The sequence below is a fragment of the Erwinia sorbitola genome (assembly GCF_009738185.1).
Classification (GTDB): Bacteria; Pseudomonadota; Gammaproteobacteria; order Enterobacterales; family Enterobacteriaceae; genus Erwinia; species Erwinia sorbitola.
Genome location: NZ_CP046509.1, coordinates 3,565,640 through 3,580,716 on the forward strand (window position 1 = coordinate 3,565,640; position 15,077 = coordinate 3,580,716).

15 protein-coding genes are annotated in these 15,077 nt (G+C 51.9%); 12 read left to right on the forward strand and 3 right to left on the reverse strand.

Annotation, left to right across the window (positions count from 1 at the left end; genetic code table 11):
* Positions 1-51 precede the first annotated feature (51 nt).
* On the reverse strand, positions 52-366 hold the full coding sequence (gene bolA / locus GN242_RS16190) for a transcriptional regulator BolA (RefSeq protein ID WP_154752379.1): 315 nt from the start codon (positions 364-366) through the stop codon (positions 52-54).
* 287 nt (positions 367-653) lie between these two features.
* Between bolA and GN242_RS16195 the strand changes: the two genes are divergently transcribed.
* The 8 genes from GN242_RS16195 (at position 654) to GN242_RS16230 (ending at position 9,781) form a co-directional block, all read left to right on the forward strand.
* A complete protein-coding gene (locus tag GN242_RS16195) occupies positions 654-1,232 on the forward strand; it encodes a lipoprotein (protein ID WP_154752380.1) in 579 nt (192 codons plus the stop codon).
* 43 nt (positions 1,233-1,275) lie between these two features.
* The gene (gene ampG / locus GN242_RS16200; protein ID WP_154752381.1) at positions 1,276-2,760 is read left to right on the forward strand and encodes a muropeptide MFS transporter AmpG; all 1,485 of its coding nucleotides are present in this window, start codon (positions 1,276-1,278) and stop codon (positions 2,758-2,760) included.
* Between the two features lie 527 nt (positions 2,761-3,287).
* On the forward strand, positions 3,288-4,226 hold the full coding sequence (gene cyoA / locus GN242_RS16205; protein WP_154752382.1) for a cytochrome o ubiquinol oxidase subunit II: 939 nt from the start codon (positions 3,288-3,290) through the stop codon (positions 4,224-4,226).
* A gap of 4 nt (positions 4,227-4,230) precedes the next feature.
* A complete protein-coding gene (gene cyoB / locus GN242_RS16210; RefSeq protein WP_154752383.1) occupies positions 4,231-6,222 on the forward strand; it encodes a cytochrome o ubiquinol oxidase subunit I in 1,992 nt (663 codons plus the stop codon).
* Entirely contained in the window at positions 6,212-6,832 is a 621-nt protein-coding gene (locus GN242_RS16215) for a cytochrome o ubiquinol oxidase subunit III (protein WP_154752384.1), read from the forward strand. Before cyoB ends, GN242_RS16215 begins: the two co-directional genes overlap by 11 nt.
* Entirely contained in the window at positions 6,832-7,161 is a 330-nt protein-coding gene (locus tag GN242_RS16220; protein WP_133846311.1) for a cytochrome o ubiquinol oxidase subunit IV, read from the forward strand. Before GN242_RS16215 ends, GN242_RS16220 begins: the two co-directional genes overlap by 1 nt.
* A 13-nt stretch (positions 7,162-7,174) precedes the next feature.
* Entirely contained in the window at positions 7,175-8,062 is an 888-nt protein-coding gene (gene cyoE, locus GN242_RS16225) for a heme o synthase (RefSeq protein WP_154752385.1), read from the forward strand.
* A 351-nt stretch (positions 8,063-8,413) separates the two neighbouring features.
* Positions 8,414-9,781, forward strand: coding sequence for an MFS transporter (locus GN242_RS16230; RefSeq protein ID WP_154752386.1), 1,368 nt, complete (start codon positions 8,414-8,416; stop codon positions 9,779-9,781).
* Positions 9,782-9,977: 196 nt separating this feature from the next.
* On the opposite strand, the gene GN242_RS16235 is transcribed toward GN242_RS16230, so the two are convergent.
* Complete coding sequence (locus tag GN242_RS16235; RefSeq protein ID WP_154752387.1) at positions 9,978-10,469, reverse strand: YajQ family cyclic di-GMP-binding protein; 492 nt, start codon at positions 10,467-10,469, stop codon at positions 9,978-9,980.
* A 127-nt stretch (positions 10,470-10,596) separates the two neighbouring features.
* On the opposite strand from GN242_RS16235, the gene panE reads away from it, so the two are divergent.
* Together panE and yajL are read left to right on the forward strand one after the other, a co-directional pair.
* Positions 10,597-11,517: a 2-dehydropantoate 2-reductase gene (gene panE, locus GN242_RS16240; RefSeq protein ID WP_154752388.1), complete on the forward strand. Its 921-nt coding sequence runs from the start codon at positions 10,597-10,599 to the stop codon at positions 11,515-11,517.
* On the forward strand, positions 11,471-12,067 hold the full coding sequence (yajL, locus tag GN242_RS16245; RefSeq protein WP_154752389.1) for a protein deglycase YajL: 597 nt from the start codon (positions 11,471-11,473) through the stop codon (positions 12,065-12,067). Before panE ends, yajL begins: the two co-directional genes overlap by 47 nt.
* Positions 12,068-12,221: 154 nt before the next feature.
* Here yajL and thiI read toward each other — a convergent pair whose 3' ends face one another.
* The gene (gene thiI, locus GN242_RS16250; protein WP_156287833.1) at positions 12,222-13,670 is read right to left on the reverse strand and encodes a tRNA uracil 4-sulfurtransferase ThiI; all 1,449 of its coding nucleotides are present in this window, start codon (positions 13,668-13,670) and stop codon (positions 12,222-12,224) included.
* 256 nt (positions 13,671-13,926) lie between these two features.
* On the opposite strand from thiI, the gene xseB reads away from it, so the two are divergent.
* Together xseB and ispA are read left to right on the forward strand one after the other, a co-directional pair.
* Positions 13,927-14,169 carry an exodeoxyribonuclease VII small subunit gene (gene xseB / locus GN242_RS16255; protein ID WP_154752391.1) on the forward strand — a complete coding sequence of 81 codons (243 nt, stop codon included), beginning with the start codon at positions 13,927-13,929 and terminating at the stop codon, positions 14,167-14,169.
* On the forward strand, positions 14,169-15,068 hold the full coding sequence (gene ispA / locus GN242_RS16260) for a (2E,6E)-farnesyl diphosphate synthase (protein ID WP_154752392.1): 900 nt from the start codon (positions 14,169-14,171) through the stop codon (positions 15,066-15,068). Before xseB ends, ispA begins: the two co-directional genes overlap by 1 nt.
* Positions 15,069-15,077 lie beyond the last annotated feature (9 nt).

Genomic DNA, 15,077 nt, shown 5'->3' on the forward strand with positions numbered 1-15,077 from the left:
ATCTGTAAATAAAAAAACGGCCCACAGGCCGTTTTTAGTTTTCACGTCGGATCATGCCAGCGTACCGGCACCGCGACAGTTAGGTGAGGCCGGAACGGTGTCTTGTAACCCCGCCCACTCTTTCAAGGTATAACTGTGTAGCGCCAGCGCATGGACGCTTCCTGCCAGCTCGTCAGCCAGCACACCATATATAGCCCGGTGCCGGGTGAGAAAACGCTGGTCGTTAAAGCTGTCACTGACAATCACCACTTTAAAGTGACTCTCAGCGCCCGCTGGCACATTGTGGCGATAGCTTTCATCATGCACCTCAAGATGCACCGGAGAAAACGCCGTACGTAACTTTTCTTCTATTTGTTCACGGATCATACCTGGACTCCTCTGATGCAGAGAACTGCGCCCCATCCCTTTAAATCGTAGTCGCTTTTTATATAAACCGACGCACTTTAACGAATTTTTCCTTGCGGCATTCACTTTTCATGCGCGGTCATGAAACGTAACGGCAGTGACGAGGTCGTAAACATGAAAGCCCGGGAGTTTGAAAATTCTGCAACGCGATGAATTTACGCTCTATCGGGGCTTTCCCTGCCGACAGGCAATGATATGATGACCGAAGTTTCGTCAGCAATACTACTCACGTAATCGAGAAAATAAGCATGTTAAAAAAACTATTTTTCCCTCTGCTGGCCGTGTTTATCCTGGCTGGCTGCGCAGGGAGCAGCAATACGCTCGACATTTCACCTAAGATTCAGCTGCCACAGCGTGACCCAAGCCTGACGGGCATCACCATTAGCATCACCGGTGCCGATCAGCGCAGCGATCAGGCGCTGGCAAAAGTTAACCGCGATGGTCAGCTGATAACGTTGACCCCATCCCGCGATCTGCGCTTCCTGTTGCAGGAGACGCTGGAGAAGCAAATGACCGCACGCGGCTATATGGTCGGGCCAAGCGGCGCTGTTGATCTGCAAATTGTAGTTAATGGCCTGTACGCTGACGTTACCCAGGGGAACGTACGCTACAGCATCACGACCAAAGCAGATATCTCCATCATCGCTACGGCTAAAAATGGTAGTAAGCAGGTTAAAAACTATCGCCAGACCAGCAGTGTTGAAGGCGCTTTCTCTGCCACTAATCAGAAAATCACCAATGTCGTCAACAACACCCTTGGTGACGTGATTAGTGATATGGCACAGGACACCAGCGTTAACGACTTTATTAAGCAAAACGCGCGTTAATCCCTCTGGCCCGGCAGGACGCCGGGCCTGATCTAAGGTCCGTATGCCTAATCACTATCTGCAAATCTTCACCCGACGTAACTCCGCCCTTCTTCTATTACTCGGTTTCGCTTCAGGTCTGCCGCTGGCGCTCACCTCCGGCACGCTACAGGCGTGGATGGCGGTTGAGAATATCGATATTAAAACCATCGGATTCTTTTCTCTTGTCGGCCAGGCTTATGTCTTTAAATTCCTCTGGTCACCGCTGATGGATCGCTACACGCCGCCGTTTCTCGGGCGCAGGCGTGGCTGGCTGTTGCTGACACAACTACTGCTGATTGTGGGTATCGCTCTGATGGGCTTTATGCAGCCGTCGCGCGATCTGACCCTGCTGGCTGCGCTGGCAGTGCTGGTGGCGTTCTGCTCCGCCTCGCAGGATATCGTGTTTGATGCCTGGAAAACCGATGTGCTGTCAGCTGCTGAACGCGGCGGCGGTGCGGCGATTAGTGTGCTGGGCTACCGGCTGGCGATGCTGGTCTCCGGCGGGCTGGCCCTGTGGCTGGCAGATCGCTATCTCGGCTGGCAGGCAATCTGGTGGCTGATGGCGGCAATGATGCTGCCCGGGGTGATCGCAACCCTGCTGGCTAAAGAGCCAGATGCGACGGCCGATCGTCCCCATACGCTGGAAGAAGCGGTTATCGCTCCGCTGCGCGATTTTTTCAACCGCAACAATGCCTGGCTGATCCTCTCACTGATTGTCCTTTATAAGCTGGGCGATGCTTTCGCTGCCAGCCTGACTACCATATTTCTGATCCGTGGTGTCGGCTTTGACGCCGGCGATGTAGGACTGGTGAATAAAACGCTTGGGCTAATAGCGACTATAATAGGTGCGCTGGCTGGCGGAGTGCTGATGCAGCGCCTTAGCCTGTTCCGTGCTCTGATGCTGTTCGGTATTTTACAGGCCGTCTCGAACCTGGGTTACTGGGTGCTGTCGGTGACTGACAAACACCTTTACAGCATGGCGGCAGCGGTAACGGTAGAAAATCTGTGTGGTGGTATGGGTACGGCGGCTTTCGTAGCGCTGCTGATGACCCTGTGCAACCGCTCATTTTCAGCAACACAGTTTGCCCTGCTCTCCGCACTTTCAGCCGTTGGCCGCGTCTACGTCGGCCCGGTTGCGGGATGGTTTGTCGAGTCCTGGGGTTGGCCGGCGTTTTATGCTTTTTCAGTGGTTGCTGCACTGCCTGGCTTGCTGCTGCTGCTTGGATGCCGCTCTACGCTGGAATATGCGCAAAATCACGCCGATTTTCCGCTGCGCACTGCCTATCGTTCCGGCTATCGCTGGGCGTTCAGAGGGCTAATCGCTGGCTGCGTGATGCTGGCTGCCTGGCTGTTAGTCCTGACGACAGATGCCTTAGGATGGCTGTCGCTGACAGGGGTGAGCACCCCGCTGTTTGCGATAGCTATGGTGATGATTTTGGGTGGAATCCTGGCGGGAACGGTACTGGATTTCATGGCGTTAAAAAGATCACATATGCGTATAAATTAGCAACATTTCCTTTCCGCCGAACAAGATGTTAAGGAAATTATTTGACCAACAAAGAGTTAACAAAATCGGGTTGTTTTTGCAGCACACAATGCGCAACCCGAAGGTAACACATCAGAAAACTTGATAGCTTGACGTAAAATATTATTTTTATTTTTTATTGAGCCAAATAAAAAAAATCTGAAAAGCCGAAGAGGCTTAACTCAGGTATTAAAAACCGGTGCGTAATTAGTTTTCGTTAATTAATATCACACGATTGATAATAATTTGTTAAATAATTGGTGCGTAATCTGGCTGGTTATAGCAGATACACTTTTTGTACGGTTTTTTCCATTGGATTTTGTTATATTGACGCCAACCCTTTGCCTGTATTCATATTTTGTCACTTCCAGCAACATATGTGACAGCGTTTGCAAAAGGTGTCAACACTCTGCTGACACAACCTGTTGCAGGTTTACAGTACTGAAACCTTCCCGTAAAATGCCGCCACACTTAAACGACAATAGAGCCCTTGTCATTGAGGTCGTTAAATGAGACTCATGAAATACAATAAAAGTTTGGGGATTTTGTCATTAATCGCAAGCATGATTTTGTTAAGTGGTTGTGATAGTGCGTTATTAAATCCCAAAGGACAGGTTGCACTGGAGCAGCGTTCGCTGATTTTGACGGCCTTTGGCCTGATGATGATCGTCGTTATCCCCGCAGTCTTGATGGCCGTGGTGTTCGCCTGGAAATATCGGGCATCTAACACCAATGCGAAATACAGCCCAAACTGGTCCCACTCGAACAAAGTGGAAGCGGTTGTCTGGACTGTGCCGATCTTGATCATTGTCTTCCTTGGCATACTGACGTGGAAATCTACTCACGCTCTGGAACCAAGCAAGCCTCTGGCATCTGACGCGAAACCCGTGGTGATCGAAGTTGTCGCCCTTGACTGGAAATGGCTGTTTATTTACCCGGAACAGGGTATTGCTACCGTTAACCAGATCGCTTTCCCGGCTAATCGCCCTGTGAGCTTCAAGATTACCTCAAATACCGTCATGAACTCCTTCTTCATTCCTACCCTCGGTAGCCAGATTTACGCTATGGCGGGTATGCAGACAAGATTGAACCTGATCGCGAATGAAGCCGGCACCTTTAATGGTATTTCCTCGAACTTCAGTGGTCGTGGTTTCTCTGGTATGAAGTTTAAAGCGATTGCCACTCCTGACGAAGCGTCTTTCGAACAGTGGGTTGCTAAAGCAAAACAGTCACCAGACACCCTCATGACAATGGATGATTTTAAAAAGCTGGCTGCGCCTAGCGAAAATCACCCGGTTGAATTCTTCTCAAGTGTGAAACCTGAACTGTTTAAAGACGTTATTGGTCAGTTCAAGATGAACCACGGCGGAAGCATGGACATGTCCCACGGCGAAGGCCATGAAGGCATGGATATGAGCAATACCGCTCACGCGGGAGCCGAGGAATAATACGATGCTAGGTAAATTAACACTGGATGCAGTGCCGTATCATGAACCCATTATCATGGTTACGGTTGCCGCCATTATTCTTGGTGGTTTGGCGCTGGTCGCCGCACTGACTTACTTCGGTAAGTGGAAATACCTGTGGACCGAGTGGCTGACCTCTGTCGACCACAAAAAACTCGGTATCATGTACATCATCATGGCATTTGTCATGCTGCTGCGCGGCTTTGCCGATGCGGTGATGATGCGTACCCAGCAGGTGCTTGCCTCTGCGGGTGAAGCGGGCATTTTGCCTCCGCACCACTACGATCAGATCTTCACCGCCCATGGCGTGATTATGATCTTCTTCGTAGCGATGCCATTCGTTGTCGGCCTGATGAACATTGCTGTTCCATTACAGATCGGCGCGCGTGACGTGGCCTTCCCGTTCCTGAACAACCTCAGCTTCTGGTTTACCGCTGTAGGTGTGGTTCTGGTGAACCTGTCACTGGGTGTGGGTGAATTCGCACAGACCGGCTGGCTGGCTTACCCTCCATTATCGGGGGCGGAATACAGTCCGGGAGTCGGTGTCGACTACTGGATATGGAGTCTACAGCTCTCCGGTATAGGTACGACCCTGACAGGTATCAACTTCTTCGTGACCATCATGAAGATGCGTGCACCTGGCATGACGATGTTTAAAATGCCAGTGTTCACATGGGCATCCCTGTGCACCAACGTACTGATCATCGCCTCGTTCCCGGTTCTGACCGTGACCCTGGCTCTGCTGACCCTTGACCGTTATCTTGGCTTCCATTTCTTTACCAATGATATGGGCGGCAACATGATGATGTACGTCAACCTGATTTGGGTTTGGGGTCATCCGGAAGTTTACATCCTGGTTCTGCCGGTCTTCGGTGTGTTCTCGGAAGTCGTTGCTACCTTCTCGAAAAAACGTCTGTTTGGCTATACTTCACTGGTTTGGGCAACGGTAGTTATTACCATCCTGTCCTTTATCGTGTGGCTGCACCACTTCTTCACCATGGGTGCGGGTGCCAACGTTAACGCCTTCTTCGGTATTATGACGATGATTATCGCCATTCCGACCGGTGTTAAAATCTTCAACTGGCTGTTCACCATGTACCAGGGTCGCATTGAAATGCACTCCTGTATGCTGTGGACCGTTGGCTTCCTGGTCACCTTCTCTGTAGGTGGTATGACCGGGGTACTGCTGGCCGTGCCAGGTGCAGACTTCGTGCTGCACAACAGTCTGTTCCTGATTGCTCACTTCCATAACGTGATTATCGGTGGTGTGGTGTTCGGTTGCTTTGCTGGTGTGACTTATTGGTTCCCGAAAGCATTTGGCTTCAAGCTGAATGAAACCTGGGGTATCCGTGCGTTCTGGTTCTGGATTATTGGCTTCTTCGTTGCCTTTATGCCGCTGTACGTGCTGGGCTTCATGGGTATGACTCGTCGTATTAGCCAGGACATCGATCCTCAGTTCCACTCAATGCTGGTTGTTGCGGCATGTGGTGCTGGTCTGATTGCCTGTGGTGTTATTTGCCAGCTCACTCAGTTCTATGTTTCGGTTCGTGACCGTGAGCAGCTGCGTGATGTGACAGGTGACCCATGGGGTGGCCGTACTCTGGAGTGGTCTACCTCTTCACCACCACCGTTCTATAACTTTGCTGTTGTTCCTGAAATTCACGAGCGCGATGCGTTCTGGGAAATGAAGGAAAAAGGCGATGCTTATAAGCAGCCTGCGCACTATGAAGAGATTCATATGCCGAAAAACAGCGGTGCCGGTGTGGTAATTGGTTTCTTCAGCGTGGTCTTTGGTTTTGCTGCAATCTGGCATATCTGGTGGCTGGTAGGCCTGTCATTCCTGGGCATGATTGTATCCTGGATCGTCAAAAGCTTTGACGAAGACGTGGATTACTACGTTCCTGTTGCTGAGGTTCAAAAAATCGAGAATCAGCACTTTGACGAAATTAGCAAAGCAGGTCTGAAAAATGTCGACTGAAACTGTGACTAAACACCACGAAGCCCATGCGGAGCATGGGCACCATCACCACGATACAGGCGCCAATAAAGTCTTTGGCTTCTGGATCTACCTGATGAGTGACTGCATCATCTTCGCCACTCTGTTCGCGACGTATGGTGTGATGGTTAACAACACTGCGGGCGGCCCGGCAGGCAAAGATATCTTTGAACTGCCCTTCGTCCTGGTGGAAACTGCCCTACTTCTGTTGAGCTCCATTACCTATGGTATGGCGGTCATCAACATGAACAACAAACAGAAAGGCGCAGTCATTGGCTGGCTGGCACTGACCTTCCTGTTTGGTCTGGGCTTCATCGGTATGGAAATCTATGAATTCCATCATCTGATTAAAGAAGGCTTCGGCCCGGATCGTAGCGGCTTCCTCTCTGCGTTCTTTACGCTGGTGGGAACTCACGGTCTGCACGTGACTTCAGGCCTGATCTGGATGCTGGTGCTGATGTATCAGATTGCTAAACGTGGTCTGACCGATACCAACCGTACCCGTATCATGTGCCTGAGCCTCTTCTGGCACTTCCTGGACGTGGTGTGGATCTGCGTATTCACCATTGTTTACCTGATGGGGGTTATGTAATGAGCCATTCAGCAACTGAGCATGGCGCTTCTCACGGCAGCGTGAAGTCTTATATGATCGGCTTTATTCTGTCGATCATTCTGACCGGTATCCCATTCTGGATGGTCATGGACGGCGGCGCTTCTAAAGCGACCATCCTCGCTGTTGTTCTGGTGTGTGCGGTAGTCCAGGTGCTGGTGCATCTGGTTTACTTCCTGCACCTGGACAGCAAGTCTGAGGGCGGCTGGAACCTGATTGCTATCGTGTTTGCAGCACTTATCATCCTGATTGTTGTTGTCGGCTCGCTATGGATCATGTGGAACCTCAACTACAACATGATGAGCCACTAACAGAGCTACTGTGATGATTAAGCAATACCTGCAAGTAACAAAACCAGGAATTATTTTCGGGAATTTAATTTCTGTCATCGGGGGATTTCTGCTGGCTTCTAAAGGCAGCATTGACTATTCCCTGTTTCTCTTCACCTTAGTCGGCGTCTCGCTGGTGGTTGCTTCAGGTTGTGTTTATAACAACTTTATCGACCGTGATATCGACAAAAAAATGGAGAGAACCAAGAATCGGGTGCTGGTTAAAGGCCTCATCTCTCCGAAATTAAGCCTGGTTTATGCAACCGCTTTGGGTATTGCTGGCTTCGCGATGCTGTATTTCGGAGCAAATCCGCTGGCGATGTGGCTGGCGGTGATGGGTTTTGTGGTTTATGTCGGCGTTTACAGCCTCTACATGAAGCGCAACTCCGTATACGGCACTCTGATTGGCAGCCTTTCCGGCGCTGCGCCTCCAGTGATTGGCTACTGTGCCGTCACCAACCAGTTTGATGCTGGTGCGTTGATCCTGCTGGCTATCTTTAGCCTGTGGCAGATGCCGCATTCTTATGCGATTGCTATCTTCCGCTTTAAAGATTACCAGGCAGCCAATATCCCGGTTCTGCCGGTGGTGAAAGGTATCTCAGTGGCGAAAAACCATATCACGGTGTATATCATCGCGTTTATGGTTGCCACTCTGATGCTGACGCTGGTGGGTTATGCCGGATATAAATATCTGGTTGTGGCCGCCGCAGTTAGCGTCTGGTGGCTGGGTATGGCACTGTCAGGTTACAAAACTCAGAACGATCGCGTCTGGGCTCGTAAGCTGTTTGTGTTCTCGATTGTGGCAATCACCGCGTTAAGCGTGATGATGTCTGTCGACTTTATGACCCCAGCCTCTAAAGACCTGCTGACTTACGTCAGATAACGGTTAGTACACATCTCTGCTAAGGGCGCGATTTCGCGCCCTTTCTTTTTGTTACCACTAACTCGAAAGTATTGTTTTACCCCCCCTGCCCTCCCACATAAACTATACCCCTAATAATTCGAGGTGCAGGCAGGCGGCAACGCAGCGAATCCTCAGGTGTTTACTCCGGTCAATGACCTGCGCCTCTTAGTATGACGCTATCTATACCCTAAATAATTCAGGGTGCAGGCAGGCGGCAACGCAGCAAATCCCCGGGAGCTTACTCCAGTAAGTGACCGGGGTGAGCGAGGAGAGTCAACGATCCTGCGGCCTGAAGTATGACGGGTATAAGTGCGACAGATTGAGGTAGTAATGAACGACAATAAAATGACTCCAGTCGAGCTGCGTGCGACATGGGGTTTGGGGACGGTTTTTTCCCTACGAATGCTGGGAATGTTTATGGTGTTGCCTGTGCTGACCACTTACGGCATGGCATTGCAGGGAGCGAGTGAAGCACTTATCGGACTCGCCATTGGCATATATGGCCTGGCACAGGCCGTGTTTCAAATTCCTTTCGGGCTTCTTTCTGACCGCATTGGTCGTAAGCCGCTGATTGTTGGTGGATTACTGATTTTTGTTCTCGGTAGTGTTATTGCTGCGATGACCACGTCGATTTGGGGCATTATCCTCGGACGAGCCTTACAGGGTTCGGGTGCTATTGCTGCGGCGGTGATGGCTCTGCTGTCCGATCTGACGCGCGAACAGAATCGTACCAAAGCGATGGCCTTTATCGGCATCAGCTTCGGTATTACCTTTGCCATTGCTATGGTGCTTGGCCCGATAATCACCAATGCCCTCGGCCTTCATGCCCTGTTCTGGATGATTGCTCTGCTGGCTTGCGGCGGGATTATTATCACTCTGCTGGTGGTGCCGTCAGCATCAAATCATGTGCTTAACCGTGAATCCGGTATTGTTAAGGGCAGTATCCGCGATGTGCTGACTAACAGCCGCCTGGTAAAGCTGAATATTGGTATTCTCTGCCTGCATATTCTGTTGATGTCGAGTTTTGTCGCTTTGCCTGGACAATTTGAGCAGGCCGGACTGCCCCCTGCTGAACACTGGAAAGTGTATCTGGTGACCATGCTGATCGCTTTTGCCAGCGTGCTGCCGTTTATTATCTATGCCGAAGTGAAACGCCGTATGAAACGGGTGTTTGTCGGCTGCGTGGCATTGATGCTGGTGGCAGAGGTGGTGCTGTGGGGTGCCGGTAATCATTTCTGGACGCTGGTAATTGGCGTGCAGCTGTTCTTTATTGGCTTCAACCTGATGGAGGCTATTCTGCCTTCACTGGTCAGCAAAGAGTCGCCTCCGGGTTATAAGGGCACGGCAATGGGGCTCTACTCCACCAGTCAGTTTATTGGCGTGGCAATTGGCGGCAGCATGGGCGGCTGGGTGTATGGCCATATTGATGCACAAAGTGTCTTTCTGGTCGGGGCATTAATCGCCGCTGCCTGGCTGCTGGTGAGTTTAAGCATGCAGGAACCGCCCTATGTCAGCAGCCTGCGCATCACGCTGGAAGACAGTAACGAAGATAAAGATATTCTGGAGCAGCGTCTGAAAGCCCAGCCGGGCGTGGCAGCAGTATTTATCGTGCCCGAAGAGCGTAGCGCCTACGTCAAAATCGACAGTAAAGTGACAAGCCGCGCGGAATTGGAAAAACTGATCGCAGCAGCGGTATAAAACTCGCTGCGCAGCCGGGGCGTTACCGGCGTAGTTAGTCTGGATTCGAACAGCGCTTTAATCCCGGAGCGCAGGCGTAGTGCGTGAGGATTTTATTCGCTGCGCTCACCCTCCGGGCAGTCCGGAGGGTGTTCAAATTGCCAGGCTATTCGTGAGCACTGTGCGAATTCAGAATGGCTGGTAAGATAGCCCGAAGTTAATCGCGGAAGTTCTTGAACTGGAACGGCTGCCCCAAATCCGCCTTACGCACTAATGCCATAGCTGCCTGCAGGTCATCCCGTGACTTACCGGTCACGCGCAGTTCATCACCCTGAATCTGCGTCTGTACTTTGATCTTGCTGTCTTTGATCTGCTTAACCAATTTTTTAGCGATATCGGATTCGATACCTTTTTTCATTTTGGCTTCAACAGTCCAGGTTTTACCGCTATGGATAATCTGCTCAGGCACGTCCAGCGCTGCACCTTCAATGCCGCGCTTCAGCAACTTCTCACGCAGAATGTCCACCAGCTGCTTCACCTGGAAGTCAGACTCGCTCAATACTTTGATGGATTCGTTTTTTTCGTTCAGTTCAAAACTCGCTTCTACACCGCGAAAATCGAAGCGGGTAGAAATCTCACGGTTGGCAATATCCACCGCGTTACGCACTTCCTGCATATCAATTTCAGAAACGATATCGAAAGATGGCATGATCTATTCTCCTGATACTAAAGTGACAGGCATAATACCTTCTTGCAGCAGGTAAATAAAACCGCTGGCGCTGAAAGCTATAATAATGAGCAGGACGGGTAACTCAACCCGCATGCGGGGAGGAACAATGAAAATTACCGTATTAGGATGCGGAGCTTTGGGGCAGATTTGGTTAGCTGCACTTGAACAGCAGGGACATGAGGTTCAGGGCTGGCTGCGGGTTCCACAGCCATACTGCTCGGTCAATGTTATCGGCCTTAACGGCGAGACGCTGAATAAGACATTCATTGCTAACGATCCGGCTTTTCTTGGAGACAGCGAACTGCTTATCGTCACGCTAAAAGCCTGGCAGGTTTCTGAAGCAGTGAAAAATATGCAGTCTGTTCTGCCCGCGCACTGCCCGGTGCTCCTGTTACACAACGGTATGGGTACGCTGGATGAGTTACAAGGGCTGCCCCAGCCGCTGCTGCGCGGTGTCACCACGCACGCTGCCAGACGCGATGGCACGGTTATTGTGCATGTCGCCTCGGGCATTACCCATATTGGCCCTGTCTCTGCCGCCGGTGAAGATATGAGCGAGCTGGCCGAAATACTGCACCGCGCCCTGCCGGACGTTGCCTGGCATAATAACGTCGCCTCAGCCGCCTGGCAGAAACTGGCGGTGAACTGCGTGATTAACCCGCTGTCCGTTTTCTACAACTGTACTAACGGTGAGCTGGCTGAACATCGGCAGGAGATCGAGGCGTTAAGTAATGAAGTCGCCGCAGTGATGGAGCGTGAAGGTCAGCATACCTCGCGCGAATGGCTAATCGACTATGTGCTGGAAGTCATCCGCAGTACGGCGGGTAACACCTCGTCAATGTTGCAGGACATCCGCGCACAGCGCCGTACTGAAATCGACTACATCAACGGCTATGTTATCCGTCGTGGGCGCGCCCAGGGGATCTCCAGTCCGGAAAACAGCCGTCTCTACGAATTTATTAAGCGAAAGGAACAAGATTATGACCGCGAATCCATCGGTTCTGGTTTGCCTGGCACCTGGGAGTGAAGAAACCGAGGCCGTCACCACCATCGATTTATTGGTACGTGCCGGGATCACCGTGGTCACCGCCAGCGTTGCTGACGATGGTAACTGTGAAATAGTCTGCTCGCGCGGCGTACGGCTGCTGGCCGATGCCCCTCTGGTAGAAGTCGCTGACGATGAATACGCCGCGATTGTCCTGCCTGGTGGCCTGAAAGGCGCTGAGTGCTTCCGCGACAGCCCACTGCTGGTGGAAACCGTGCGTCATTTCAATCAGGCTGGCCGTATCGTTGCCGCTATCTGCGCCGCTGCGGGTACGGTGCTGATCCCACACGACCTGTTCCCGGTAGGCAATATGACTGGCTATCCTGGCCTGAAAGAGACGATACCGGAAGAAAAATGGATGGATCGCCGCGTAGTCTGGGACAGGCGCGTCAATCTGCTGACCAGCCAGGGGCCGGGCACTGCGATTGATTTCGCACTGAAGCTGATTGATTTAATCGTCGGGAAAGAGAAAGCGCGGGAAGTGGCGGAGCAGATGGTATTGGCCGCAGGGATTTACGATTATCGCGATTAATATTTTGTAAGTGTGCGGCCGGACGTACCAGACGCCGGCGGCGCAGCCAGTTCGCGTCCGGCCAGCGCACAGCCACCGCAGCATACAATGAGTACGTGAGGATGGCGAGCACTGCCCGGGCACGAAATGGCAGGTAAGCCAGGATGGAACAGACTTACGGACGATACACTTTAACGTTTTTGAAGCCCTGCTCGTGCAGATAGAGCGCCTGAAGGCGGCTCATCACACCACGCTCGCAGTACAGCAGCCAGGTCTTATTCTGGTCGAGATCGCCAAACTGCGTAGCCAGCTTATAAAACGGCAGCGATTTGACTTCCACGCCTTCCAGCATCAGCGGTCGTGCATCCTGCTCGTCGTTAGAGCGGATATCCAGAACCACATCGTTTTCAGAGAAAGAGGCCACGGTTTCAACCTCAGCCACCTCTTCTTCTGTCTTCTCAGCGATCTGGCGAATATCAACGTTGGTCGCTTCATCAACCATGCGGTCGAGAATAGCAAAGTCAAAGTTCTGCTCTTCCGCTTCAATCTTCGCTTTTACCGCTTTCACCGTCGGGCTTTTAGATATTACACCGCAGTATTCAGGCATGGTACGGGCAAAATCTTCCGTGCCAATCTCACGTGCAATTTTGATGATGTGCTCTTTATCATGGGAGATCAGCGGGCGCAGAATCAGCGTATCACTGGCATTATCGATCAGCCGCAGGTTGGTTAGCGTCTGGCTCGACACCTGGCCTAAAGCCTCACCCGTGACCAGCGCCTGCACGCCATAGCGCTCGGCCACTTTTGATGCAGCGCGCACCATCATGCGTTTCAGCACTACGCCCATCTGGCCGTCATCGATTTTTTCGAGGATCTCACCCACTACCGGCTCAAAGTTTATTGCGACAAAACGCACGCGATGCGAACTGCCGTAACGCTTCCACAGATAGTGCGCCACCTGACGAACACCGATTTCATGTGCGGCACCGCCAAGATTAAAGAAGCAGTAGTGCACGCGGCAGCCACGGCGCATCAGCATATAGCTGGAAACGCCGGAATCAAAACCACCGGAGATCAGCGACAGCACATCTTCCTGAGTACCGATTGGATAACCACCGATACCTTCATAACGTGCGGTCACCAGGATCAGGCGATCGTCTTCGATCTCCAGATTCACCGTAACTTCCGGACGATTAAGCTGCACCTGAGCAGTGGCAACATGCTGATTGAGGCCGCCCCCCACATAGCGTTCCACATCCTGTGAGCTGAATTCATGTTTCCCACGGCGCTTTACGCGCACGCAGAACGTCTTACCTTCGATGCGCTCGCGGTTCATTTCCAGAACCTGCTCGAAAATATGATGCACATCGTTATACGAGCGATCTTCCACGGCCAGAACATGATGAATGCCCGGGATACGTGTCAGTTCAGCAACGATTGCTTCACGCTGATTTTCGTCTTTGGCACGGACTTCGATATTGTCCCAGTGGCGTACCACCGCGAGGCTCTCATCGTAATGCTTCAGAACGTTGCGGATGTTACCAGTGAGGATTTTGATAAAGCGCAGGCGTACAGACTGACTTTTAATCGTAATTTCAGGGAATAACTTAATGATAAACTTCATGGCGGCATGTATTCGTCAGGTAATTAAGTGCTGAAAAGGAGGGCGCTTAACTGATAAAATCAGAGTCTTGCAAATTGGCTTACGCCCTTTGCATCCAGGCGCAGTAGTATATCATCTTTGTACAGAGGCCGCTTTCTTGATCTGCAGCCCTGATTACCCTTCCCGGCATTGCGAAAAATGCAGGGATATTTTGCTAATCATTTAGAGTCAGCTACCATGAGCGCTTACTGATGAAAATGATAAGTCAGGATTAAAAATGCCGAAAAAAGCCGAACAACCCGCAAACTTTGAAACCTCACTGCAACAGCTGGAGCAGATTGTCACCCGCCTTGAGAGCGGTAATCTGCCGCTGGAAGAGGCGTTGAATGAATTTGAGCGGGGCGTGCAGCTGGCACGCACCGGGCAGCAGACGCTGCAACAGGCTGAACAGCGCGTACAGATTTTACTGAGCGATGATAAAAATGCCGATCTCACCCCTTTCACGCCGGAAAATGAGTAATGGATTTTAACCTGTTACTCACCGCGCACTATCAGCGGGTGAACGCAGCACTGCAACGCTTTATATCGCAACTGCCATTTCAGAGTAGTCCTCTGGTGCAGGCCATGGAATATGGTGCATTATTAGGTGGCAAGCGGTTGCGCCCTTTCCTGGTGTATGCCACGGGTGAAATGCTGCACGCTGACGATGCCGCGCTTGATGCCCCGGCTGCTGCCGTTGAGTGTATTCACGCATATTCTCTGATCCATGACGACCTGCCAGCAATGGATGATGACAGCCTGCGTCGTGGCCAGCCCACCTGCCATATCAAGTTTGGCGAAGATTCTGCCATTCTGGCGGGGGATGCCCTACAGACTCTGGCCTTTTCTATTCTTGCCGATACGCCGATGCCTGGCGTGACGGCTGAAGCCCGTATCGCCATGCTGTCAGAGCTGGCACAGGCCAGCGGTGTCGCCGGGATGTGCGGGGGCCAGGCGCTGGATCTGGCAGCCGAAGGTAAACAGGTCAATCTCCAGGAGCTGGAGAAGATTCATCGCCATAAGACCGGCGCGCTGATCCGTTCTGCGGTGCGTCTTGGCGCGCTCGCAGCCGGTGATGCAGGGCGCGCTGCCCTGCCCGCGCTCGATCGTTATGCCAATGCGATAGGTCTGGCTTTCCAGGTACAGGACGACATTCTGGACGTTATCGGCGATACCGCCGTGCTCGGCAAACGGCAGGGAGCCGATCAGCAATTAGGTAAAAGCACCTACCCGGCACTGATGGGTCTTGACAGCGCCCGGGCAAAAGCATGGGATCTCTATCAGGAATCCCTCAGCGCATTAGAAACGCTTGCCGCACAGTCTTACAACACGGCCCCTCTGCGGGCGTTGGCAGGCTTTATAATTGAACGCGATAAATAACTTCCAAAT

Coding starts and splice junctions, on each gene's coding strand:
- ispA (WP_154752392.1), top strand. CDS start 14,169: ATGGATTTTAACCTGTTACTCACCGCGCACTATCAGCGGGTGAACGCA.
- xseB (WP_154752391.1), top strand. CDS start 13,927: ATGCCGAAAAAAGCCGAACAACCCGCAAACTTTGAAACCTCACTGCAA.
- cyoB (WP_154752383.1), top strand. CDS start 4,231: ATGCTAGGTAAATTAACACTGGATGCAGTGCCGTATCATGAACCCATT.
- ampG (WP_154752381.1), top strand. CDS start 1,276: ATGCCTAATCACTATCTGCAAATCTTCACCCGACGTAACTCCGCCCTT.
- GN242_RS16215 (WP_154752384.1), top strand. CDS start 6,212: ATGTCGACTGAAACTGTGACTAAACACCACGAAGCCCATGCGGAGCAT.
- cyoA (WP_154752382.1), top strand. CDS start 3,288: ATGAGACTCATGAAATACAATAAAAGTTTGGGGATTTTGTCATTAATC.
- GN242_RS16195 (WP_154752380.1), top strand. CDS start 654: ATGTTAAAAAAACTATTTTTCCCTCTGCTGGCCGTGTTTATCCTGGCT.
- bolA (WP_154752379.1), bottom strand. CDS start 366: ATGATCCGTGAACAAATAGAAGAAAAGTTACGTACGGCGTTTTCTCCG.
- thiI (WP_156287833.1), bottom strand. CDS start 13,670: ATGAAGTTTATCATTAAGTTATTCCCTGAAATTACGATTAAAAGTCAG.
- cyoE (WP_154752385.1), top strand. CDS start 7,175: ATGATTAAGCAATACCTGCAAGTAACAAAACCAGGAATTATTTTCGGG.
- GN242_RS16220 (WP_133846311.1), top strand. CDS start 6,832: ATGAGCCATTCAGCAACTGAGCATGGCGCTTCTCACGGCAGCGTGAAG.
- GN242_RS16230 (WP_154752386.1), top strand. CDS start 8,414: ATGAACGACAATAAAATGACTCCAGTCGAGCTGCGTGCGACATGGGGT.
- panE (WP_154752388.1), top strand. CDS start 10,597: ATGAAAATTACCGTATTAGGATGCGGAGCTTTGGGGCAGATTTGGTTA.
- GN242_RS16235 (WP_154752387.1), bottom strand. CDS start 10,469: ATGCCATCTTTCGATATCGTTTCTGAAATTGATATGCAGGAAGTGCGT.
- yajL (WP_154752389.1), top strand. CDS start 11,471: ATGACCGCGAATCCATCGGTTCTGGTTTGCCTGGCACCTGGGAGTGAA.